The following is a 23,471-nucleotide window of genomic DNA, read 5'->3' as shown; positions in this document are numbered from 1 at the left end:
ACGCACATGACGACCAACTTCCATCATCTGCCGGGTAGCGCGCGCCATCGCGCGCGCCGCTGGGTGCTCGGCGCCACGCTCGCTTTCACCGGCGTGTTCGCAGGCAGCGCATCGGCAGCAAACGCCCTGCAGAATGTCAGCTACGACGCACAGCCCGGGGGGCGCATCGAACTGACCCTCGCGTTCTCCGAAACCGCGCCGGACCCGAAGGTCTTCACGACCAACAATCCGCCTCGTATCGCGATCGACCTGGCTGACACGACCAACGGGTTCAGCAGCCGGCACATCGACATCGGCAAAGGCTCCACGGCCGGTGTTTCGGTGGTAGCCGCCGGTGGGCGCACCCGCGTCACCATCGAGCTGTTCCGCGAATCGGCCTACCGCACGCGTGTCGAGGGCAAGAACCTCATCGTCACCGTGAACAACGGCCCGACCGGTGCGACGACGACCACGGCCACCGTGTCCGACCCGACCAAGGCGCTGCCCTCGAGTGCCGGTACGCCGGTGTCGAACATCGACTTCCGCCGTGGGCCGAATGGCGAAGGTCGCGTCCTGGTAACCCTGGGCAGCTCGGCTTCCACGCCCGAGATGCATCGTGAAGGCGACCACGTCATCGTCAGCCTGGCCGGTTCCAGCCTGCCTGCGAAGCTGGCCCAGCGACTCGACGTGCTCGACTTCGCCACGCCGGTGCAGTCGATCGAATCGAAGGCCTCCGCGGGCGGCGCCCGCCTCGACATCCGCACCAAGGGTGAGATCGAGACGTCGGCCTACCAGAGCGGTACCGAGTACGTGATCGAAGTGGCGGCGAAGAAGGTTGTCGCGCCGACCGGAAAGGCCGCCAAGGGTCAGGAGCCGACCTATTCGGGTTCGCGATTGACCTTCAACTTCCAGGATATCCCGGTGCGTTCGGCTCTCCAGCTGATCGCCGATGAAGCGAAGCTCAACCTGGTCGCCTCCGATACCGTGGGCGGCAGCGTCACCCTGCGTCTGGTCAACACCCCGTGGGACCAGGCACTCGATGTGATCCTGCGTGCGAAGGGCCTCGATAAGCGTCGCAGCGGCAACGTGATCTGGATTGCACCCCAGGGCGAGTTGGCCACCTACGAACAGAACCTGGCCGATGCGCGCCAGAAGGCCCAGGACACCGCCGAACTGGTCTCCGATTACATCCCGATCAGCTACGGCAAGGCAGAAGACATCGCCAAGCTGCTGACCTCGGGCAGCATGCAGGCGTCGGGCGGCGGCGGTGCAGGCCAGACGGCGCGCGGCTTCCTTTCCAACCGCGGCAGCGTCTCGTTCGACGACCGCACCAACACGCTGCTGATCAACGACACGCCGGACAAGATCCGCGACCTGCGTGAGCTCATCGGCACGCTGGACCGTCCGGTGCAGCAGGTGCTGATCGAATCGCGCATCGTGGTGGCGACCGACCAGTTCACCCGCCAGCTGGGTGTGCGTTGGGGTGCCCAGGCGTTCCGCACGAACCCGAGCGGTCAGGTCATCAGCACGACGCCTGATCTGAGCAGTGGCACGAGCACGGCGGGCGGCGGCGGCACCGGTGCCGCCGGCCTTGCCACCAACGTACACAACCTCAACGTTGGCACGGATACATCCAATCTCATCACCTATCCGGGTGGCTACAACGTCAACCTGCCGGTCGCAAATCCTGCGGGCAGCATCGGCCTGGCTATCCTCGGTGCCAACTACATGGTTGACCTCGAGCTGTCCGCCGCGCAGACCGAAGGCCGCAGCGAAGTGATCTCCAGCCCCCGCGTCATCACCGCCAACCAGCAGGAAGCGGTGATCAAGCAGGGTACCCAGATCGGTTACGTGACCTACCAGGCCTCCAGCTCGGGCGGTGGTGCAACGAACGCGACGGTCCAGTTCAAGGACGCCGTGCTCGAACTGCGCGTCACCCCGACGATCACGGCCGACAGCCGCGTATACCTGAAGATCAACGTCAAGAAGGACGCGCTGGCCAGCCAGACGCCCTCGCCGGGCGGTGGCTTCGTGCCCTCGATCGATACCCGCGAGATCAACACCTCGGTGCTGGTCGACAACGGTCAGACGGTGGTCCTGGGCGGTATCTACGAGATCACCAAGTCCAATACGACGGACAAGGTGCCGGGTCTGGGCGATATCCCGGGTCTGGGCGTGCTGTTCCGCCGCACGAACCGCACGAACAACAAGGCTGAGCTGCTGATCTTCGTAACGCCGCGAATCCTCTCCGATTCCCTGCGTTAATCGCGATCGTAGTGAATGAAAAGGGCGGCCTCCGGGCCGCCCTTTTTTTTGCGCCCAAGGCCAGGGATGACTCCCGGCCCTAAACTTCTGCGGTCCGCTGTGGTCTCATCGACCCTCTACCCGCACGAGAGCCCCCGATGTCCGAGCTGCCGATTGCCACGACGCCCCTCCAGGAAGCGTTCGTCCGCCTGCGTGGGGAACTGTCCCGCGGCATCATCGGTCAGCCGCACCTGGTCGAATGCCTGCTGATCGCCCTGCTCGCCGACGGCCACCTGCTTGTCGAAGGCGCGCCCGGCCTGGCCAAGACCACGGCGATCAAGGCCCTGGCGACCCGCGTGGAGGCGGATTTCCACCGGATCCAGTTCACTCCCGACCTGCTCCCGGCCGACCTCACCGGCACGGATATCTTCCGCCCGCAGACCGGCACCTTCGAGTTCGAGCGGGGGCCGCTGTTCCACAACATCGTCCTGGCCGACGAAATCAACCGCGCGCCGGCCAAGGTGCAGTCGGCGCTGCTCGAGGCCATGGCCGAGCGGCAGATAACCATCGGGCGCCGCACCTGGCCGTTGCCCGATCTGTTCATGGTCATGGCCACGCAGAACCCCATCGAGCAGGAAGGTACGTTCGCCCTGCCTGAGGCGCAGCTCGATCGCTTCCTCATGCATGTCACCATCGGCTATCCGGACGCCGACGCCGAACTGGCGATCCTCCGCCTCGCGCGCGAGCAGGCTCGCGAAGCCATGCATCCGGTGTCACCACCGGCACACGTGCTACGACCAGCCGATGTCTTCGCCGCGCGTGACGCGGTGCTTTCCGTGCACATGGCCGCACCGCTGGAGCTCTACATCACGCAACTGGTCGTCGCGACACGCAATGCGGCGAAATACGGGCCGGAGCTTGCGCGCTGGATCGCCTGGGGCGCCAGTCCGCGCGCAACGATCGCACTCGACCGCTGCGCTCGTGCGCATGCCTGGCTTGCCGGGCGCGACTACGTCATACCGGAAGACATCCACGTGATCGCTCACGAGGTGCTTCGTCACCGCGTGTTACCCAGCTATGAGGCCGAGGCCGAAGGCGTGCGCATCGATTCGGTGATCGCTCGCCTGCTGGATCTCGTCCCGCTGCCGTGAGCGCCGTCGTCCCCATCCCGGATGGGCGCGTCCACGTGTCGTTGCCCGAACTGATCGCGCTGCGCGCGCGCGTGGCGCGTGCACCCACGCCGCCCGTGGTCTCGCGCGTACCACGCAGTGGCCAGCGGCCGGGACGGCTGCACGGACGCGGCATGGACTACGCCGAATCCCGCGTCTACCAGGCCGGCGACGATGTGCGCCGCATGGACTGGCGACTGACAGCACGCAGTGGCGTCGCACATACCAAACTCTTCGAGGAAGAGCGTGAAGGCCGTCTCCTGATCCTCCTGGACAGCAACGCGAGCATGCGCTTCGGTACACGCACGCGCTTCAAATCGGTCCAGGCGGCGCATGCTGCGGCGATGGCCGCTTGGTACGCGGTGCGTGGCGGCGACCGCGTCGGCGTGCTCGTGTTCGGCGGCCAGCGTCAGCTCCTTCGTCCCCAGGCCGGAACACGCGGAGCGCTCGCCGTGGCCGGCGCGATCGCCGCCTGGGATGCCCTGCCACCGGGCGCGGACGAGACACTTTCGTCGGCACTGCAGCGCGCTGGCCGCCTGATGCATGGTGCCTCCCGCGTGCTTCTGGTCAGCGACGGCTTCGCCGTCGACGCTGCCGCACACGGACGCATGCTCGGTCTGGTCGGCAAGGCGGAAGTGTCCATCCTCAATGTCGCGGACCCGCTCGAACTCGCCCAGCCGCCGGCAGGCCGCTACCCGTTTGCCCATGGTGGCATGCACTACGATGTCGTCCTCCAGGGCGAGCGCCAGCGGGTGGACTTCGCTCGCACGCTCGGTGAGGGCGTGCGCAGGCTGTCCGCACTCGCCACCGGACTCAACCTGCGACAGCGCACGGTCGATACCAGCGCCGACCCGCTCGATGCCGTGGTCGCGCTGCTTGGCACGGGGAGGGCACGTTGATGCCGCAGGCCGGCCCCGAACTCCGTGATATCCACGTGCCGACGGTGTCGATGTGGTGGCCGCTCGCGCCCGGGTGGTGGGTCCTGCTCGCCCTGCTGGTTGCAGCGATCGTCGCAGGCGTATTTTTCCTTCGTCGCCGGGCAGCGTGGCATCGTCGTGTCGACGCCGCGCTGGGCGACCTGCGCGACGCGACCGCGCGCTATGTGGAAGACGGAAATGTCGCGGCGTTCGCCACGGCCGCCAATCAGCTGCTGCGTCGCGTCGCCCGCACGCGCGATCCGCACAGCGTGGTGCTGAAGGGCGTGGCCTGGCACGATGCCCTGGCAACCCTGTCACCCCGGCAGGACATCCATCGCCTGGCCGCCATCGAAGACGCCATCTACCGTCCCGAGGCGACCCTCGACGTGCTGCCGACCGCGCAAGACGTCGAAGCCTGGGTACGCGTGGCGTGGCGAAGGGGGTCGTCGCATGTCGTTGCCTGACTTTGCATGGCCCTGGCTGTTTGCCGCTCTTCCGCTGCCGTGGCTGCTGCGCCATGCGTTGCGCCCCTTGAAGCCCGCGCAGGCGATGAACCTGCCGCAGCCGGGGCTGTCACTGGTCGCGGCGGCCGTGACGCGCGCGCCGTTCGCGGCAACCCTGCTGCTGGCGTTTGCCTGGCTTTGCCTGGTGACCGCGGCGGCGAGGCCGCAGTGGCTCGGGCCGCCGGAGCCCCAGCAACGCAGCGGACGCGCGACCATGCTCGCCGTCGACCTGTCCGGCAGCATGTCGCTCGACGACATGGAACTCGCCGGCCGCAACGTCACGCGCTTTGCCGCGGTCGAAGCGATCGCTGGCGACTTCATCGATCGCCGCGCGGGTGACGAACTCGGTCTGATCCTGTTCGGCTCGCAGGCTTACCTGGTTACACCTCTGACTTACGATCTGGATGCGGTGCGTGCGCAATTGCATGGCGCTGTGGTCGGCTTGCCCGGGCGCGAAACCGCCATCGGCGACGCGCTGGCCGTGGCGGTCAAGCGCCTTGCCGACATGCCCGAGCAGGCGCGCGTCGTCGTCCTGCTCACTGACGGGGTGAACAACGCCGGATCCATCGCGCCGCGCGAGGCGGCACGCGCCGCCAAGGCAGCTGGCGTTCGCGTCTATACGATCGGCATCGGCGCAACGGCGATGCGTGTGCCGGATTTCTTCGGTAGTCGCGTGGTGAATCCGTCCGCCGACCTGGACGTGTCCATGCTCACGGACATCGCCAACCAGACCGGCGGCCGCTTTTTCCGCGCTACGGACAGCGACGAACTCGCCCAGGCCTATCGTGCGATCGATGCACTCGAGCCGGTGCCCCAGCAGGGCGCCGCCCTCAGGCCGCGTTACGAACTGTTTCGCTGGCCCTTGCTGGCCTCGCTTGTCCTGTTCGCCATTGCCGCGCTGCCGCGTTACCTCGGGCGGAGGTCGGTCGCATGACCGCATGGCTGGGCCAGCTGCATTTCATCGAGCCGCGCTGGCTCTGGCTGCTCGTGCTCGTGCCCGTGCTTGCATGGCTGGTCGGCAGGCGTTCCTCGGAAGTCCGCGTGCTGGCGCGTCTGGCGGATCCGCTGCTGCTGCCGCATCTGCTCGACGGGAAACCCGCTGCATCGCGCGCGCCCGTGCTCGCCTTCGTCGCTGCCGCCGCGCTGGCCGTACTTGCTCTGGCCGGACCCACGTGGGACCGGCAATCGCAGCAACTGTTCGCCGAGCGCGCCGCCCAGGTTGTCGTCGTGTCGATGTCGCCGCACATGCTTGCCCACGATGTCGTTCCGGATCGACTCAGTCGCGCACGTTACAAAGTGCGCGAACTCTACGCAGCGAACCGCGACGGAATGAACGCCCTGATCGCCTATACCGGCGAAGCGTTCACCGTGGCTCCGCTGACCACGGACGCACACAGCGTGGACGACCTGCTCACCGCGCTCGCCCCGGACACCATGCCCGTGGCCGGCGACGATCCGGGCAAGGCGATCGACATGGCCGCCGACCTGATTCGCCACGCCGACGCGCGGGGTGGTTCGATCGTGCTGGTGACCGACCACGCCGACGCCGCTGCGGCGGGCGCCGCGGCGCGCGCACGCGCGGCCGGCGACCGTGTGTCTGTTCTCGGCCTGGGCACGCCACGAGGCGGTCCCGTCCCCGGTGACGATGGTGGATTTCTCAAGGACGCGCAGGGTGCGATCGTCATGGCGCCTCGCAACGACGCATCGCTGGCCGCCGTCGCATCCGCTGGCGGCGGTCGCTATGTCACTACCACGGACGACCAGTCGGACGTGGCCGCGCTCGCCTCGGCACTGCATGGCGACGGCGAGGGCAAGGCCGTCACCGGTGCGATGTCGGGCCAATGGCAGGACCGCGGCCCATGGCTGCTTCTTCCGCTGCTGCCGATCGTGGCGCTGGCGTTTCGACGCGGATGGTTGCTCGTGTTGGCGCTGATGTTGCTGCCCACGGCGCCCGTCCATGCCGACGGTCTTACGGGCGTCTTCCGCACGCGCGAGCAGCAGGCTGCGAAGGCGCTCGCCGATGGCGATGCGAAGCGTGCGCAGGCACTGGCTACAAGCAATCGCCTACGTGGCGCGGCGGCGTACCGGGCGGGAGACTACACGGCGTCGGAGACCGCACTCGCCCACGGCACGGACACGGATTCGCAATACAACCTCGGTAACGCCCTCGCTAAACAGCAGCGCTACGAAGACGCCATCGCCGCCTACGATCGCGCGCTGAAAGCCAATCCTGCCAATGCCGATGCCGCCGCGAACCGGAAGGCGGTAGCCGACTTCCTGCAGAAGCAGAAACAGCAGGACCAGGAAAAAAACGACGGCAAGCAAGACGGCAAGAGCAAGCAGGACAAGAAGGAGGGCCAGTCGGGGAGCCAGGGTAAGGATCAGCAGGGTCAACAAGGCCAACAGGGCCAGCAGCCGGGCGCCGATGGCAAAGGCGAGCAGAAGGACCAGCAGGGCTCGCAGGACAAGACCGGCGAAGGCGAGGGAGGCGACAAGGGCAAGGAGGCAGGCAAGTCGCAAGCGCCTCAGGGCGAGGCGGAGGCCAAGTCGGCCGCCGAACGCCAGCAGGCGGCACAGGCGCAGGCCGCATTGAAACAGCAGATGGATGCGGCACTCGCCGGCAAGCAAGGCAAGCCGACAGACGACAAGCAACACGACCTCGGTGAGATCTCTGCCGAAGACGCTTCCTCGAAGCTGCCGCCCGACGTGCGCCGCGCACTGATGCGCGTACCGGACGATCCGGGTGGCCTGTTGCGGAGAAAATTCATGCTCGAATACCAGCGTCGTCACGGCGCCGAACCGGAGGAGTGACGATGCGTTACCTGATGCTGGCCCTCGCGCTGGCAATGCCATCCCTGGCCGTGGCGCAATCCGCGCCGCCGGTGGCATCGCTCGACCGCAGCACCGTCGGTGTGGGTGAGACGGTCACGCTGAATATCGAGATAGGCGATGAGTCGGCGGACGCGCCGGACCTGTCGCCGCTGACGACGGACTTCGTCGTTCTGGGCACGTCGACCAATCACTCCCTGAGCATCGTCAATGGGCGCCGCGAGGCGCACACCATCCTCGGCGTGGCCTTGCGTCCGCGCCACGAGGGACAACTCACCGTCCCGGCGCTCGCCATTGGCGGCCAGCGTACCCAGCCGGTATCGCTCGCCGTGGCTGCCTCATCGGACACCAACGCTTCGGCCGCCGACCGGCCGGTGGTACTCGAAGGAAAGGCCGAGCCGATCCAGGCCTACGTGGGCCAGCAGATCGACTACACACTGCGGCTGTATTTTGCGGTGAACCTCGCCGACGGTCAGCTCGGCGATCCTTCGGCGGAAGGCGCCGAGATACGCCGCGTCGGCCAGGATGCTAACTACCAGAGCACGCGCGGTGGCCGACGCTTCAACGTCATCGAGCGTCACTACGCCATCTTTCCGCAGCGCGCGGGCAGCCTCGAGATCCAGCCGCCGACCTTCCAGGGTACGGCGGTCGATCCCAGCGACGCTGGCTCATTTTTCGGTGCCGGTGCGCCGGTCAGTGCCGTGGCCGACCGGCTCCACGTGACTGTTCGCGAACGCCCCTCGTCGGCGCCGGACGCTGCCTGGATTCCCGCGCGCGAACTGAAGCTCGCCCTGGAAGGCATGCCAGTCGATGGCAAGGGGCGCATCGGTCAGCCAATCACCCTGACAATGCGCCTCGACGCCGTGGGCATGCCCTTCGAAGCACTGCCGGCGCTGTCGCTGCCGAAGATCGACGGTGCGGACGTCTATCCCGACAAAGCGGTCACCGGCGGCGGCACCAGCGGGGCGTGGGTGACCGGACGCCGTCAGCAGGGCTTCGCCGTGGTGCCGACGCGTAGCGGAACCCTGCACATTCCCGAAACGACGCTGCACTGGTGGAACGTGGTCACCGACAAGGCGGAAGTCGCTACCTTGCCGGCGCGCGATATCGAAGTGGTTGCCGGAGCAGGTGCGACACCGCTGCCCGCCGTTGGCGGGTCCGTGGCGCGGCCATCCGCGGGTATGCCGGCCACCGCCGCCCCGACCTCGTCGATACCGTCAACACCCTGGCGTTGGTTCTTCCTTGCGGCTGTCGTCCTGTGGCTGGTCACCATCGCGGCATGGGTGATTTTCGGCCGCCGCCGCCCGGCGCCAGGCGCGGCAACGCCGGTCCCAAGCGAGCCTGTGCGCGAGCGGCCCGCGCGCGAGGCGTTCCTTTCCTCCACGTCGGCCGATCCCGCAACGATGGACCGCTTGCTGCTCGCCTGGGCGCGGACGGTGCGGCCGTCTCTTCGCAGCACGGGCGCCCTGTCGGCGGCGCTGGGCAGCGAGGAGCAACGCACCGCGATCACCATGCTGCAGCGTGCGCGTTTCGCCGGCGGAGCCGTGGACGGCGCGGCGCTGAAAGCCGCGTTCACGCGGGGACTGGCGTGGTCGATCCCGCCCGGTGACGACGGTTCGTCCGGCCTGCCGCCGCTCTATCCCAGGTAATCGCCGTCAGAGCAGCCGGTCGTAGGCCTGGGTCATCGCTGGACCGAAGGTGCAGAAGAGCACGCGGTCGGGCCGCCACGGCGCCTCGCGCACGGTGTTCACCGCGACCCGCGCCGCCGCATCGGCCGGGTACCCGTAAACCCCGGCGCTTATGGCGGGGAACGCGATGGATGCGACCCCTTGTGCCTCAGCCAGTTTGAGAACATTCCGATAGCAGGCGGCCAGTCGTTCGGGTTCTTCACGGCTGCCGCCATGCCAGACCGGACCCACGGTATGGATGACGAAGCGGGCAGGGAGGGCGAATCCGGGGGTGATACGCGCGTCCCCGGTCGGACAGCGGACCCCCGGGGCGACCTCCGGCAGCGCCCGGCATGCGGCCAGCAGGGCCGTTCCGGCCCGCCGGTGAATGGCGCCGTCCACCCCGCCGCCGCCCAGAAGGGACTCGTTCGCCGCATTCACGATGGCGTCGACCGCCAGCAGCGTGATGTCGGTCTCGATCAACTCCAAAGCCATGCTGAATCCTTCTGTGACGGTTGCGCCGCAATTGGCTAGGATGTCCCTACCGCCCTTTCGCACCTTGCCCAAGGTTATGGCCGACCAGCTCAAAGTTGAAGACATCTCGTTCGGCTATCTGCTCAACGACGTCACCCTGCTCTTTCGCAAGCACTTCGACCGGAGGGCGGTGCGTTTTGGCCTGACCCGTGCGCAATGGCGGGCCCTCAAGGCCCTGCATCGGCGCCCGGGCATGCGGCAGAACGAGCTGGCCGAACAGCTGGACATGGAGCCGATCGCGGTGGGCCGGGTCATCGACCGCCTGCAGGCGGCCGGTTTCGTGGAGCGGCGTGCCGATCCGAAAGACCGGCGCGCCTGGCGCCTTCATGACACCGAACAAGCACGGGGTGTCATCGATGGCATGGAAGATATCGCCCGCGGCCTTCGCCGCGACTCCACGGCCGGTATCTCCCCTGATGACCTGAAAATCATGCTCGCGGTGCTGGACCGCATGAAAGACAACCTCCAGAGCCTCGACGGCCCGTCCGAAGAAAGCTGACCGGCCGGTCAACCGAATGTCCCGACATGCGTTCTCCAGACGGATGTCCGAACCAACGACCATGCCCGCGTGCCCCAGCGCGGCGACCGGACCTTCAGGATTCGGCCGGAGCTCACATGCAACGTTCCCCAGGGAAGAAATTTCTCCTCATAGCGGTCCTGGTCGCCGCCGGTGCCATCGCGGCGACGATCTGGCGCCACGACGCGGGCGGCAAGGACGGCCCGAAACCCGGTGACAAGGGCGCGGCAGGCGTCCCGGTCACCACGGCGATCGCGACCCGCGGCGAAATCGACCTGTCGCTTAAGGTAATCGGACGGGCGGAAGCGTATTCGACGGTGAACGTGCGGTCCCGCGTCAACGGGCAACTGGACGTGCTCGCGTTCACACCCGGCACCCACGTGAAGAAAGGCGATCTGCTGGCCCGGGTCGATCCGCGTCCGCTGAAGGCGGCCTTCGACGAGGCCCAGGGCAATGTGTCGCGGGACCAGGCGCAACTGGTGAAAGCCGAGGCCGACCTGGCCCGCTACGAAAATATGCTCGGCAAGGGCTTTGTCAGCCGGGCGGATTACGACCTGTACAAGGCCAACCTCGGTGTTGCCCGCGCGGCGCTGGAAAGCGATCGCGCCGCCGCCCGTGCCGCGCAGACCCAACTCGACTTCACCACCATCAGTGCGCCGTTCGACGGCGTGACCGGTGCACCCCTGGCCTATCCCGGCGCCACGCTCACCGCCGACACCACCGATATCGTGGTGCTCAACGAAGTCGACCCCATCCGCGTCGCGTTCTCCATTCCCGAGGACAGTCTTGCCGCGGTGCGCACCAGCCTGCGCAACGGCGCGCTGCCCGTGCAGGCGACGATTCCTGGTGATAAAGGCACGCCACTGCAAGGCGAGCTGGAGTTCATCGACAACGCGGTGGACGCGACCACCGGCACGATCATCCTCAAGGGCCGTTTCCACAACGCGGATGGCCGACTTACCCCGGGTCAGTTCGCCGACGTCATGCTACCGACCACGCGCCTGACCGACGCGGTCAGTGTGCCGGTGATCGCGCTGCAGAGTTCCACGTCGGGCTCCTTCGTTTTCGTCGTCAAGCCGGACAAGACGGTGGAACAGCGCAGCGTCACCACCGGCGCCACTGCCGCCGATCGCGCGGTCATCGACAAGGGCCTGGAGGGTGGCGAGCAGGTCGTTACCGAAGGCCAGATGCTTCTGGTAGACGGCGCGCGCGTGCGCATCGACAAGGGCTGAGGAGCGCGGATGAACCTGCCGGAACTCTGCATCCGTCGCCCGGTGATGACGACGCTGCTGATGGCAGCGCTGGTCATCTTCGGTATCGCCGCGTATCCGCGGTTGCCAGTGAACGAACTACCGAACGTCGATTTCCCCACGATCAACATCAGCGCTTCGTTACCTGGTGCGTCCCCGGAAACGATGGCCTCGTCGGTGGCCACGCCGCTCGAAGCGCAGCTGTCGACGGTTGCCGGCATCGATTCGATGACCTCGTCCAGCTCGCTCGGCTCGACCACGATCACCGTGACGTTCTCGCTCGACCGAAGCATCGACGGTGCGGCGCAGGACGTCCAGGCGGCCATATCCGCCGCGCAGCGCCAGTTGCCGCAGGACATGCCCACGCCGCCGACGTATCGCAAGGTCAACCCGGCCGATGCGCCGATCCTGTTCCTGACCATGCAATCGTCGACGCTGCCGCTTTCCACGGTGGACGACTACGCCGAGACCGAGCTGGCGCAGCGCCTGTCGATGGTCGACGGCGTGGCGCAGGTGAACGTATACGGTTCGCAGAAATACGCCGTGCGCATCGCGGTCGATCCGGATCGCCTCGCTGCCACCGGCATCGGTGTGGACCAGATGCGTGACGCGATCGCCGCGGCCAATGTCAACAAGGCCACCGGTTCGCTCAACGGGCGGCGCCAACTGCTTTCCATCCGTTCGGACGGCCAGCTGATGCGCGCCGCCGACTACGGCCAGATCGTGGTGGCGTATCGCAACGGTGCGCCGGTGCGCCTTTCCGACATCGCGGTGCCTCGTGACAGCGTGCAGGACGACCAGAAGGCGAGCTGGTACAACGGCAACCGCGCCATCACCCTGGCCATTCAGCGCCAGCCGGGGGCGAACACGGTGGCAACGGTCGACAAGATCCTCGCCCTGCTGCCGGCCTTCAGCGAGACCTTGCCGCCCTCGGTGAAGCTGGCTGTCATGTACGACCGTTCAGATTCCATCCGCGATTCGGTGCACGACGTGCAGTTCACGCTGATCCTCGCCGGCATTCTCGTCGTCATCGTGATCTACCTGTTCCTCGGTAATGCCTCGGCAACGTTGATTCCCGCCATCGCCTTGCCTATTTCCGTGCTCGGCACCTTCGGTGCGATGTTCGCGCTGGGTTACAGCCTGGACAATCTCTCCCTGCTGGCGCTGACGCTCGCGGTGGGTTTCGTCGTCGACGATGCCATCGTGATGCTCGAGAACATCATGCGTCACATCGAGCTCGGCGAGACGCCGTTCGAAGCGTCCGTCATAGGCGCCAACGAAATCGGCTTCACGATCTTCTCGATGACCCTGTCGCTGGTCGCGGTGTTCATCCCGGTGATGTTCATGGGCGGCATCGTCGGGCGGCTCTTCCATGAGTTCGCCGTCGTCATCAGCGTGTCGATCCTCATTTCAGGTTTCGTCTCGATCACGCTTACGCCGATGTTGTGCAGCCGCTTCGTCAAGGCGCACGCACACGACAAGCGAAGCTTCATCGTGGTCTGGTTCGATCGTGGATTCGCGGCGATGACCAACGGCTACACCAGCACGCTGGCCTGGTGTATGCGCCATCCACGCATCGTGGTCGGCGTATTCGCCCTGAGCCTCGCCGCGACCGGCGTGTTGTTCGTGATCACGCCGAAAGACTTTATCCCCGCGGGCGATAGCGGCCAGTTGCGTGTCACCACCGAAGGCCCCACCGACATCTCCTTCGCCGCGATGTCCGCGCGCCAGCAGTCCCTGGCCGATATCGCGCGAAAAGATCCGAACATCGAAGGTGTCATGTCCAGCGTGGGTGCCGGCGGTGCGCGCGCCACGGTGAACTCCGGCTCGCTTCTGCTACGTCTGAAGGATCCGGCCGAGCGGGGGCACACCACCCCTGACCAGATCATCCAGCAGCTACGGCACAAGTTTGCCGAGGTGCCGGGTATTCGCACTTATATCCAGAACCCGCCATCGATCCAGGTCGGTGGGCGGCAGTCGAAGGCGCAGTATCAGTACACGGTGCAGTCGACCGACCTGCACGCGCTGTATGACTGGTCGGGCAGGCTCGTCGCCGCCTTCCAGAAACTGCCCGGTTTCCAGGACGTCACTACCGATCTCGACCTCAATAGTCCTTCGATGGTGGTCACCGTCAATCGCAACAAACTGGCGCCGCTGGGCCTGACGATGGACCAGGTGCAGACGGCACTCGGCACGGCGTTCGGCGAGAACCAGATCTCCACGATCTACGCGACGGCCACGCAGTACTGGGTCATTCTGCAGGTCGAGCGGCGCATGCAGGACGATCCCGCCGTGCTGTCGAAGCTGTATGTCACCGCCGACAGCGGCAAGCTCGTACCGTTGAATACGGTGGCGAGCTTTGAGCGCAAGCCGCAGGTGCTGACGGTGAACCATCAGGGCCAGCTTCCGGCCGTGACGGTGTCGTTCAACCTCGCACCCGGTGTCTCGCTCAGCGACGCCGTAACGCGCATCGATCGCGCGACGGCCGAGCTGAAACTGCCCCCTACACTGAGCGGCAGCGTGCAGGGCACGGCGCAGGCCTTCCAGGATTCCGTGAAGGGCATGGGCCTTCTCCTTCTGCTCGCGGTATTCGTGATCTACCTCGTGCTGGGTATTCTCTACGAGAGCTTCATCCATCCGTTGACGATTCTGTCGGGTCTTCCGGCCGCCGCGGTGGGCGCGTTGTTGACGCTGGTAATCTTCAACGCATCGCTGGATCTCTTCGCCTTCGTCGGCATCATCATGCTGGTCGGCATCGTGAAGAAGAACGCGATCATGATGATCGACTTCGCCCTGGAGCGTCAGCGCCAGGGAGGCGTCACTCCGGTCGAGGCGATCGCGGAAGCCTGCCGCGTGCGTTTCCGCCCGATCATGATGACGACAGCCGCCGCGTTCGCGGGCACGCTGCCCATCGCACTGGGCATCGGTGCGGGCGCCGAAACACGGCGCCCGCTGGGCCTGGCTGTGGTCGGTGGCCTGGTGGTCTCTCAGATCCTGACGCTGTACCTCACGCCGGTGATCTACCTGTATATGAATCGCCTGCAGGATCGCCTGGCACCGGCGAAGCAGTTCGAGACACATCCGGCGCACTGAGGCCAGCCTTATGTGGGAGCCGATTCATCGGCGATAGACGCTGCGGCATCTCCGCTCCGTTGGCTTTTCGCCGTTGAAGCGGCTCCCACCTTTACCTATGCAATCAATCGTGCGCGCCGTCCTTTGCGAACGCGCCCGGCTTCGAGCCGAAGTCGCCGTTGGCCTGGGCTGCCATATAGGCGAACGCCGCGTAGACAGCCACGTTCTGCGCCAGTGCCTTCGGGTCGATCTTGTCGAGAGTGTCGTTGGCGTTGTGGTGGAAGTCGAAGTAGTCCGTGCCGTCCTGGGTGAGCGACAGGGCCGCCATGCCCTTGCCATGCATCTGCGACAGGTCGGAACCACCGCCGCCCGGCTTGTTCGGATCGTAGGCAACACCGATCGGCTCGACCACCTTGGCGATCTGCTGGATCGCGCCGAGCGCTTCGGGCTTCACACTCGCCGTCATACGCCAGATGCGGCCGGCGCCGAAGTCGGATTCGGTGCCAAGCTGGAACTTCGACACCTCTTTCGCATGCGCCTCGGCATACGCGCGACCGCCCCACAGGCCCATCTCTTCATTCGAGAACGCGATGACGCGAATCGTGCGGTCAGGACGCTGCGGCATGTCCTTGATCAGTTTCGCGGCCGCCGCGGCGATAGCCACACCGGCGCCATCGTCGATCGCGCCGGTACCGAGATCCCACGAATCGAGATGGCCGCCGATGGCGACGACTTCGTTCGGGTGCTTGCGGCCGGTGACTTCGGCGATCACATTGGCGCCTTCATAGGTTCCTGCAAAGCCGACGTCGAGCTCGAGCTTGAGCGTGACCGGCTTGCCTTCCTTGAGCACCCGCTCGAGTTGGTCGGCGTCCGGCAGCGACAGGGCAGCAGCGGGAATAGCCTGCTTTGGATCAGTGAATCCCGTGACACCCGTGTGCGGCGTGCGGCTGTGTGCGTCGGTACCCGCCGAGCGCAGCAGGTAAGCGGCCGCGCCCATCTGCGCGGCGAGCACGGCACCGCGCGTGCGCGTGGCCGAACCCATGCCGTAGTCGTGGCCATCCTTCTGCTGCTGCATGTGGGTGCTGACGTAGACGATCTTGCCCTTCACGCTCGCCGGGTCCGCCGCCTTGAGTGCGTCGAGATCGTTGAAGGCGACCACGTCGCCGGTGAGACCGCCAGCGGGCGTGCCAGCGGAATAGCCGAGCGCGGTGAGTGCCAGCGGCTGCGGGAACGGCGCGACGATCTCGGCATGCTCGCTGCGGCGCTGCCACAGCGGATAACTCACCTTCTCGGTGTAGACCTTATCGAAACCCATCGCCTTGAACTTCGCCACTGTCCAGGCGACGCCTCGAGCATCAGCGGCGCTGCCGGCCAGACGCGGACCGACCTCGGTGGTGAGTGCGGAAACGAACTCATAGCCGGTGTTGTCGTTCATCGCGCGGTCGCGAAGCTCGGTCGCCGCGGTCACCGCCTTGTCCGGAATGGTCGTGGCCTTGTCGGCGGCGTGGGCGGAAAAGGCGAGTGCAAGGCACGCGGCTAGCGCGTGGAGACGAAGCGTATGGCGCATGGGGACCCCCGGGGACGGAAAGGTCGATTATGACCCCACGACGGGGTGTCCCCGCGTAGGTAGGAAGTCATGCCTGGACCAGCTCAGGTTCCGGGTGGCGCTGTCGCGGGCAGGTTGACGACGGCACGCAGACCACCGTCCTTGCGGTTGCGCAGTGCCACGCTGCCGCCATGGTCCAGCACGATCGCGCGAACGGTGGCCAGGCCCAGCCCGATGCCACCGGTATCGCGGTTGCGCGACGCTTCCAGGCGGAAGAATGGCTCGAACACCTGCTGTTGCATGGCTTCAGGGATGCCCGGACCGTCGTCGTCGATTTCCAGTACGCATCCGTCGCCGGTGCTGCGCAGTCGCAGACGAACGCGTTCCCCGTACTTGAGTCCGTTCTCGACCAGGTTCACCACGGCGCGCCGCAGCGCGATCGGGTCGCCTTCGAGGGTGATCGCCGCACCCGGCTGTACCGTCACATCGTGGCCGATGTCGGCGAGATCGTCGACGACGCTTTCCACCAGCAGGCGCACATCCAGCCGCTGACGATGCACGCCCTGCGATCGGTCGCGAATGAAGTCCAGTGCGGCAGAGATCATCGCCTTCATTTCCTGGATGTCCGCTTCTACTTTGTCGGCGAGCGGCGATGGCAAGCCGTCCAGGCGAAACGTCAGGCGCGTGAGCGGCGTTCGCAGATCATGCGCGATGGCGGCGATCATCTGCGTGCGCTCCTGCAGCAGACGGTTGATACGCGCCTGCATGGCATTGAAGGAGTCCACCGCCTGGCGCATCTCCGGCGGTCCTTCACGCGGCAACGGCGGTGCACTGGTGTCGCCGCCGAGCCGCTGCGCGGCTTCCGAAAAGCGCCGGATGGGTGCGGCGAGCGCACGGGCGAAAAGGAAGGCAACGGGCAGGAGGATGAGAAGGCCGAGGGCGAGCAGGAGGAAGACCTGCTGTTGCAGTACCGTCGGGAACGGTTCGACGGGCACGCTGGCGACCCGCCAGCGACCGTCGGACTGGCGAAGGGCGACGATGGAGCCACCGCCCAGTCCAAGTCGGGTCGGCCCGTGCGATCCGGGTGCGTCGTGGTTGGTGACGAAGACGCGCAGCCGCTCGCCGGGCACATTGAACATGTCCGCAAGGCGCATGGCGATACGCGCGGAGGCGGGCTCGTCGAATGAAGCTGGCCCGGCCGGTGGCCCTGCGGACGAAACCACGTCGAGTTCGGCTTCGCCGCGACGATCGAAATCGGCACCCGGTGGCGGTCCACCGGCGCCGTCACCGAACGGACGCGCTTCGCCCAGGGGATGGTCGGCAAACGGCGATCGCTCAGGCTGGAGCACCGCCGCGAGCTCGAACAGGCTGACGGCGGACAGACGCAGGGGCGGCCGTATGACGAGCACGGCAAAGCCGATCGCCGCGGAAACCAGCAAGGCGCAGACCATCATCAGGAACGTGCGCGAGAAGATCGACAGGCGGGGCAGATGCATCACAGGCGCGATACCTTTGGCACCAGCATGTAACCCTCGTTGCGCACGGTGCGGATCATCTCCGCCTGCATGCGATCGTTAAGCTTGCGGCGCAACCGGCTGATCTGCGTGTCGATGGCGCGGTCGAACACTTCCGAACGCCCGCCATGCACCAGGTCGAGCAACTGGTCGCGGCTGAGGATGCGTTGTGGGTGCTCGACGAAGCTGCGCAACAGGGCGAACTCGCCGTCGGAGAGGTTGATGAAGATGCCGGTGGGGTCGCGAAGGTCGCGGCGCGTGACATCCAGGCGCCAGCCCGCGAAGCCATAAGGTCGCGCATCCTCGACCGCCACGGGCTCGGTGTTACCGGTCCTGCGCAGGACAGCACGAACACGCGCGAGCAGTTCACGCGGATTGCAGGGCTTGGCGAGGTAATCGTCGGCGCCGACTTCCAGGCCGATGATGCGGTCGGTATCGCCGCCCAGCGCACTGAGGATGATGACCGGCGGCCCTTTGTCGGCGGCCAGTCGTCGTGCGGCGCTGAGCCCGTCCTCGCCCGGCATCATCACGTCGAGCACGACAAGGTCCGGACGCTCGCGCTCGATCGCCAGATTCATCTGCAAGGCGTTCTCGGCCGCCTGCACGCGGTATCCGTGACCACCGAGGAACTCCGTGATCAGGCTGCGCAGTTCGGGGTCGTCGTCGACGACAAGGATGAGCGACTGGAGATCCATAGCCATGCGTAGCTTGATACCAGACCAGTCTACGGCGCGTTTGCCAGCCCGGCAAAGAAACTGACACAAACCGGACACACGCAGACAACGGGCGGTGACGAGCGCCAACTAGCTTGGCCTCACCGTTCGGTCCCATGGATGCCACCCGCATGAAGCCCTTTTCCACGCTGCCGCCCCTGCTGTTTGCCCTCGGCGTGGCGCTGGCCGCCGTCGCCTGGGCCCAGGAGCCGCCGCATGCGCCTCGATCACGGGATCCTCAGGTCGAGGCTGCCCTCGACGATTGCTGGATCGACATCGATGGCAAGGCGGATGACCCCGACGATGGCGTCGATGCGGACCTGATGGAACTGTGCATGGCCGACAAAGGGTTCGATTCGCCGCCGGGGCCGCCGCCAGGGCCCGGCGACGGCCCGCCACCACGCCGCTCCAGCCCCTGATTCGGGAGTCGCCCTGCGTTGTCTACCCAGTACCACGATGTAACCGCCTTTCCGGCGCCTCCGGGTGCAAGTGCGTCCACGCGCCTGTTCTGGGAAAGTCTGTCCCGGCGGCAGGGCGTGAGCACGATACTGGACGGCTATGCCGGCGAGCGACTGCGCCTGGCCACGTTCCGTCACCGTCCACACGTGTTGACCGGAGACTCCCTCGCTCGCATCCATCGGGGGGCGGCGCTGCTCAGCCACCACCTGGAGGGAGGCGCCACCGTGGAGCAGCACGGCCGGCAGGGTGAGATCGCCCCAGGGGATTTCTGCCTGATCGACCTGTCCCGGCCCTTCCGCCTGCAGATGGGGGCCGCCGCCGTGCAGACGCTCTACATGCCACTGGCAGCGCTGCGCGAGGTCATGCCGCGGATCGACCAGTTGTCCGCCATCGGCCTCCATGGGCACCTCAGCGCCGTGGGTTACCTGCGTGTCCTCTTCCAGGAGTTGTTCGCACATGCTGGCGAACTCACCGAAGCCGTAGCGGATCGCGTGGCGGATGCCATTCCGCACATGCTTGCGGCGGCCTTCGAGTCAACGGCCTCACTCGAGCCTTCACCTTCGCAACTTCGCCAGCAGTACAGGCAGCAGGTTCGTCGCTTCGTACGGGACCACCTCGCCGACTCATCACTGTGCATCGAGATGATCGGCGCAGGCGTAGGCCTTTCTCCAAGCTACCTCTTCGAACTGTTTGCCGACGAACCGCTGACGCTGATGCGCTGGGTGCGTGCCGAGCGGCTTGCCCGGTGCCGTCGGGAACTTGCGGATCCCGCATTGCGTCATCGCAGCATCGCGCAGGTGGCACAAGCGTGGGGATTCGGCGACATGACGAACTTCAGTCGATCATTTCGCGAGCTCTTCGGGATTTCCCCGCGTGGATACCGTCAGGCCAGCCTCGAAGGAACTCTCGGAAGGCAACTTCTTTCGGACGTCCATACGTCCGATTAATCGACAAGTCACACGGCACTTTCCGCCGCCTCGAAACGTCGTCTTAACACTAAATTGAGGTTGTCGCCGGGCCACGTGGGGAAAAGCGCCTGCCGGGCGCCTGCCCGGCGGAGACGTCAATCCATCTTTCGGGGAGTGCTTCACAGTGCTGATGAATAAATTTCAATGGGCGCGCCTGAGCCGGATCAGCCTCGCGCTGAGCGTGGCGCTGGGTAGCGCCGGGGCCATCGCCCAGTCGACCACGGGCAGTATCTTCGGTCAGGCGCCGGTCGCCGAAGGCGAGACGGTGCAGGCAAAGAGTACGTCCGGCCTGACGCGCGAAGTGGCGGTAGACGCCCAAGGGCGTTACAGCATCGGTTCGCTGCCGCTCGGCACGTATACGGTGGCGCTGATGCAGGGTGGCAAGGCCGTCGACTCGCGCAACAATGTCACCCTGCAGGTCGGCTCCGGTACCGAGGTTTCCTTTGCAGCCGCCAGCGCCGCTGCGACCAGTCTCGGTTCGGTCACCGTATCCGCCAACGCATTGCCGGCCATCGACGTGACCAGCGTCGACGCCCGCACGGTCATCACGTCCGAGCAGCTGGCCAAGTTGCCGCTGTCGCGCAGCGCCGAAGCCATCGCCTTGCTTGCGCCGGGCGTCGTGCCCGGCTACAGCGGCTTCAAGAGTGGCACCACCGGCGGTTCGCTGGTTTCCTTCAGCGGTTCGTCGGTCTCCGAGAACGCTTATTACCTCAATGGCTTCAACACGACGGATCCGCTGAGCGGCTTTGGCGGCATCAGCCTTCCCTATGGGGCTATCGACCAGCAGGAGATCCTCAGCGGCGGCTACGGTGCCGCCTATGGGCGCTCCGACGGTGGCGTCATCAGCCAGAGTGGTAAGCGCGGTACGAACGAATGGCACTTCGGTGCGCAGGTGCAGTGGACGCCGGCCTCGCTCGAGGGTGTAAGTCCCGGTTCGTACTACGTGACCGGTTCCGATGCGGGCAACATCTACCGTCGCTACTCGGACAACAAGTCATGGACGACCACGGAAAGCGCGTATGTCGGCGGCCCGTTGATCAAGGACAAGCTGTTCTTCTTCGCCGCGGTGGAAGAGTCGAAGAACGTCGGCAACAGCGTGGGTTCGGTCACCTCGTCGTACAACACGAACTACGAGTACCACGACCCCAAGTGGTACTCGAAGATCGACTGGAACATCACCGATAACAATATCCTTGAACTGACCGGCGCATCGCAGAAGACGTCGTACAAGGGCAACCTGTATGACTACGACTATGCGACCAACACGACCGGTGGGCTGAACAGCTACGACACCTCGACCAAGAACAGTGCCGATGTGTATGTCGCCAAGTTCACCAGCTACATCACCGACGACCTGACGCTTACCGCCCTCTACGGCAAGCAGAAGATGACGTACTTCAGCGATACGCCGGGATACGATCCCACGCAGATGTATATCGACGATCCGGAGAACCAGAACCCGGCGATCACCGGGGGCAACAACATCGTCAATTCTCAGACCGTGCTGACAGCCAACGATCCCAGCCACCGCGCAACCACGAACAACCTGCGCCTGGATCTTTCCTGGAAGATTGGTGATCACACGATCACCGGTGGTATCGACAACCTCAACTCGCACGATATCGACGACGGACAGACCGCCGACGCGTGGGACTACGGCTTCGGCGACCCGGCTACGGCGATCAGCGACAGCCCGTTTGTCGCAGCTCCGAACACAGGTGCAGGCGGCGAAACCGGCTACTACGTGTCGCACTACCTTTACAGCACGGCTGCTTCGGTTCGAGTCAAACAGCGCGCCCAGTACATCGAGGACAGCTGGCAGGTCGACGACCGCTGGCTGGTGAAGATCGGCCTGCGCAACGATCAGTTCACCAATTACAACCCGAATGGTGAAGCCTTCCTTCGCATGACCAAGCCGCAGTGGGCGCCGCGCCTGGGCTTCAGCTGGGACGTCAACGGCGACTCGACGCTTAAGGTCTACGGCAACGCCGGTCGTTACTACCTGGCCATGCCCGCATCGGTTGCGCTGCGCGCTGCTGCCGGGTCGCTTTACACCAATGAGTACTACACCTATACCGGTATCGACGGAAACGGCAATCCGACGGGTGTGACCCAGCTTGCATCGGCAACCGGTGGTGCGGTTTCGGCGAACAACGAGTACGGGCAGTCGCCGGATGCAAAGACGGTTGCCGCCAGCAACATCCAGTCCGAATACCAGGACGAATACCTGCTCGGCTTCACCCAGCAGATCAATCCGGACTACGTGTGGGGCATGAAGGCGCAGGTCCGCAAGCTGCGCAACATCCTCGACGACATCTGCGATACCGGCACGATTACCGACAAGGCGACGTCGCTCGGGTACGACGTGGATCCCAGTACGCTCAACGGTTGCTACCTGTCGAACCCGGGGCGTAGCAATACCTACCGCATTCCAGACCCGGCGGGCGGTTACTACAATGTCAGCGTCTCCGCGGATGACTTCGGCATGCCGAAGGCCAAGCGCAGTTACTACGGCCTGGAAACCTTCTTCGAGCATCCGTTCGATGGTAAGTGGCAGGCCAAGGTGGATTACGTTTTCTCGCGTAGCTACGGCGACACCGAGGGCCAGGTGCGCTCCGATATCGGGCAGACGGACGTTTCCGCGACAGTGGACTGGGACTTCGGCAAGCTCATGGAAAACTCCAACGGCCTGCTCGCCAACGATCGTAAGCATCAGCTGAAGATCTACGGGTCCTGGCAGGCAGCGCCGGAGTGGATGCTCTCGGCCAACATAGCGATCCTTTCCGGCACGCCGAAGACGTGCCTGGGTTTCTACGGCGCGGATGAGAGCAATCCGGTCGGGTACGGCAGCTACTACCACTACTGCGGCGGCGTCGCTTCACCGCCGGGTGCGGCCGGTCGCGAGCCGTGGCAGCACATCGTCTCCCTCTCGGCCGAATACCGTCCGATGTGGGCCGACCAGAAGCTTGGCTTCAACGTGATGATCTACAACGCGCTCGGCGAGTCCGTTCCGACGGCGACATACGTGCAGTACGGCAGCTCGACCGCGCTCGATACGAACTACAACAAGGTCACTTACTTCAGCCAGCCGCGTTACGTCCGCTTCGGCATCAACTACGACTTCTGATAGCAACCGCGTTCACAGCTGACCACGAATAATCCGAATACCAATAATAAGTGCCCGAGCCGGTGACGGCTCAACTCCCGGGCATAACGAGTCTCCCCAGATAGGCCGCCGATACCCATCGGCGGCCTCTTTTTTTTAGGTTCGTCGCGCATTTTCGGGAAGGCATGCGGTGCCATGTTCGCGGGGCCGCGGGGGGCGGCTCGGCTTCGCCGTCGCACCTTACACTTGGGCGTCTCGCGGAGGAGACCTTGGTGCCCACCCTCGCTGCTCAGACAGTCCTCCGCGTTCGAAAAGGAAGGCCGCTACCGCGGCCCATGTATCTATCTGGCCTACGGCCGCTCCACTTGTGCGGAACTCGCCTCGAGGGTGGACACCAAGGTCTCTCACGACGATACGGTTGAGTGGAAGGAGATCCGTTGCGTGGTGCCGTCGTCGGCCCCGCCCGCTCGCAGAACTCCTGGCC

At 65.6% G+C, this 23,471-nt stretch carries 17 protein-coding genes; 13 read left to right on the top strand and 4 right to left on the bottom strand.

Going from position 1 to position 23,471, the window contains the following annotated elements; genetic code table 11:
• Positions 1-6 precede the first annotated feature (6 nt).
• The 7 genes from C8J98_RS01350 to C8J98_RS01320 all read left to right on the top strand — a co-directional run bounded on the left by C8J98_RS01350 (position 7) and on the right by C8J98_RS01320 (position 9,290).
• Positions 7-2,244, top strand: coding sequence for a type IV pilus secretin PilQ (locus tag C8J98_RS01350; RefSeq protein WP_107911101.1), 2,238 nt, complete (start codon positions 7-9; stop codon positions 2,242-2,244).
• 137 nt (positions 2,245-2,381) lie between these two features.
• Entirely contained in the window at positions 2,382-3,374 is a 993-nt protein-coding gene (locus tag C8J98_RS01345; protein WP_107910183.1) for a MoxR family ATPase, read from the top strand.
• Entirely contained in the window at positions 3,371-4,291 is a 921-nt protein-coding gene (locus C8J98_RS01340; RefSeq protein WP_107910182.1) for a DUF58 domain-containing protein, read from the top strand. The genes C8J98_RS01345 and C8J98_RS01340 overlap by 4 nt, the downstream gene beginning before the upstream one ends.
• On the top strand, positions 4,291-4,773 hold the full coding sequence (locus C8J98_RS01335) for a DUF4381 domain-containing protein (RefSeq protein ID WP_107910181.1): 483 nt from the start codon (positions 4,291-4,293) through the stop codon (positions 4,771-4,773). Before C8J98_RS01340 ends, C8J98_RS01335 begins: the two co-directional genes overlap by 1 nt.
• On the top strand, positions 4,766-5,746 hold the full coding sequence (locus C8J98_RS01330; RefSeq protein ID WP_107911099.1) for a VWA domain-containing protein: 981 nt from the start codon (positions 4,766-4,768) through the stop codon (positions 5,744-5,746). Before C8J98_RS01335 ends, C8J98_RS01330 begins: the two co-directional genes overlap by 8 nt.
• Positions 5,743-7,623 (top strand): tetratricopeptide repeat protein, encoded by a 1,881-nt coding sequence (locus C8J98_RS01325; RefSeq protein WP_107910179.1) that lies wholly within the window; start codon positions 5,743-5,745, stop codon positions 7,621-7,623. Before C8J98_RS01330 ends, C8J98_RS01325 begins: the two co-directional genes overlap by 4 nt.
• Positions 7,624-7,625: 2 nt before the next feature.
• On the top strand, positions 7,626-9,290 hold the full coding sequence (locus C8J98_RS01320) for a BatD family protein (protein ID WP_107910177.1): 1,665 nt from the start codon (positions 7,626-7,628) through the stop codon (positions 9,288-9,290).
• 6 nt (positions 9,291-9,296) lie between these two features.
• Here the strand turns inward: C8J98_RS01320 and C8J98_RS01315 are convergent, their stop codons facing one another.
• Entirely contained in the window at positions 9,297-9,803 is a 507-nt protein-coding gene (locus C8J98_RS01315; protein WP_107910175.1) for an O-acetyl-ADP-ribose deacetylase, read from the bottom strand.
• Positions 9,804-9,879: 76 nt separating this feature from the next.
• Here C8J98_RS01315 and C8J98_RS01310 point away from each other — a divergent pair, with 76 nt between their 5' ends.
• The 3 genes from C8J98_RS01310 (at position 9,880) to C8J98_RS01300 (ending at position 14,702) form a co-directional block, all read left to right on the top strand.
• Complete coding sequence (locus C8J98_RS01310) at positions 9,880-10,341, top strand: MarR family transcriptional regulator (RefSeq protein WP_107910173.1); 462 nt, start codon at positions 9,880-9,882, stop codon at positions 10,339-10,341.
• 116 nt (positions 10,342-10,457) lie between these two features.
• On the top strand, positions 10,458-11,591 hold the full coding sequence (locus C8J98_RS01305; RefSeq protein WP_107910171.1) for an efflux RND transporter periplasmic adaptor subunit: 1,134 nt from the start codon (positions 10,458-10,460) through the stop codon (positions 11,589-11,591).
• A gap of 9 nt (positions 11,592-11,600) precedes the next feature.
• The gene (locus tag C8J98_RS01300) at positions 11,601-14,702 is read left to right on the top strand and encodes an efflux RND transporter permease subunit (protein WP_107910169.1); all 3,102 of its coding nucleotides are present in this window, start codon (positions 11,601-11,603) and stop codon (positions 14,700-14,702) included.
• Between the two features lie 103 nt (positions 14,703-14,805).
• Here C8J98_RS01300 and C8J98_RS01295 read toward each other — a convergent pair whose 3' ends face one another.
• The 3 genes from C8J98_RS01295 to C8J98_RS01285 all read right to left on the bottom strand — a co-directional run bounded on the left by C8J98_RS01295 (position 14,806) and on the right by C8J98_RS01285 (position 18,436).
• A complete protein-coding gene (locus C8J98_RS01295) occupies positions 14,806-16,248 on the bottom strand; it encodes a M20/M25/M40 family metallo-hydrolase (protein WP_107910167.1) in 1,443 nt (480 codons plus the stop codon).
• A gap of 83 nt (positions 16,249-16,331) precedes the next feature.
• Positions 16,332-17,723 carry an ATP-binding protein gene (locus tag C8J98_RS01290; RefSeq protein ID WP_107910165.1) on the bottom strand — a complete coding sequence of 464 codons (1,392 nt, stop codon included), beginning with the start codon at positions 17,721-17,723 and terminating at the stop codon, positions 16,332-16,334.
• Complete coding sequence (locus C8J98_RS01285) at positions 17,723-18,436, bottom strand: response regulator (protein ID WP_107910163.1); 714 nt, start codon at positions 18,434-18,436, stop codon at positions 17,723-17,725. Before C8J98_RS01285 ends, C8J98_RS01290 begins: the two co-directional genes overlap by 1 nt.
• Before the next feature lie 149 nt (positions 18,437-18,585).
• Between C8J98_RS01285 and C8J98_RS01280 the strand changes: the two genes are divergently transcribed.
• The 3 genes from C8J98_RS01280 to C8J98_RS01270 all read left to right on the top strand — a co-directional run bounded on the left by C8J98_RS01280 (position 18,586) and on the right by C8J98_RS01270 (position 23,008).
• Positions 18,586-18,873 (top strand): hypothetical protein, encoded by a 288-nt coding sequence (locus C8J98_RS01280; protein WP_146171485.1) that lies wholly within the window; start codon positions 18,586-18,588, stop codon positions 18,871-18,873.
• 18 nt (positions 18,874-18,891) lie between these two features.
• The gene (locus C8J98_RS01275; RefSeq protein WP_107910160.1) at positions 18,892-19,860 is read left to right on the top strand and encodes a helix-turn-helix domain-containing protein; all 969 of its coding nucleotides are present in this window, start codon (positions 18,892-18,894) and stop codon (positions 19,858-19,860) included.
• A 151-nt stretch (positions 19,861-20,011) separates the two neighbouring features.
• Complete coding sequence (locus tag C8J98_RS01270; RefSeq protein WP_107911097.1) at positions 20,012-23,008, top strand: TonB-dependent receptor; 2,997 nt, start codon at positions 20,012-20,014, stop codon at positions 23,006-23,008.
• Positions 23,009-23,471: the final 463 nt, after the last annotated feature.

It is taken from the genome of Luteibacter sp. OK325 (genome assembly GCF_003050935.1).
GTDB lineage: Bacteria > Pseudomonadota > Gammaproteobacteria > Xanthomonadales > Rhodanobacteraceae > Luteibacter.
Note: the sequence above shows the minus strand (reverse complement) of the source record. Positions and strands in the feature narration are given on the sequence as shown.